Source organism: Tenacibaculum sp. L6, from assembly GCF_028823685.1.
In the GTDB taxonomy this organism is placed as follows: domain Bacteria; phylum Bacteroidota; class Bacteroidia; order Flavobacteriales; family Flavobacteriaceae; genus Polaribacter.
This window is the reverse complement of record NZ_JAPEHZ010000200.1, coordinates 1-424: the sequence shown is the minus strand read 5'-3', so window position 1 is coordinate 424 and position 424 is coordinate 1. Positions and strand designations below refer to the sequence as shown.

Here is a 424-nt window from a genome sequence, read left to right as displayed (position 1 = left end):
AATGAGCCTGGTGCTTTTGTAGATGCTAATGCAGCAAAACTATATATGGATATATTAGGAAGTGCTGATACTCCTATGTATTCTTATTTTATATACGAAGGAAATACAAACTACATGAAATATGGCGACGAGACATTAAACCATTTAGACGAAGTAATGTCACTATTTCCTGTAACAGGTAAAATTAGATTTTTTAAAAAACAAGTTAAATTTCTTGCAGATGGTGCTATTATTTCTCAATTAATGCAAATGAAAGATGGCTATTTAGATGGCCATCACGGGCAATGGATGCTAGAGCCAGAATTACTTGAAAAAGGAACAAAATTATTTTGGGATGCTGGCTATCAATTACATATACACGTAAATGGAGACGAAGGGTTGGAAGTAGTTCTAAACACCATAGAACGTCGTATGCAAGAAAACC

At 34.2% G+C, this 424-nt stretch carries 1 protein-coding gene; it reads left to right on the top strand.

Annotation, left to right across the window (positions count from 1 at the left end):
• Window positions 1–424: hypothetical protein (locus OU788_RS12710; protein ID WP_342454941.1), on the top strand; the 424-nt coding region annotated here is incomplete at both ends.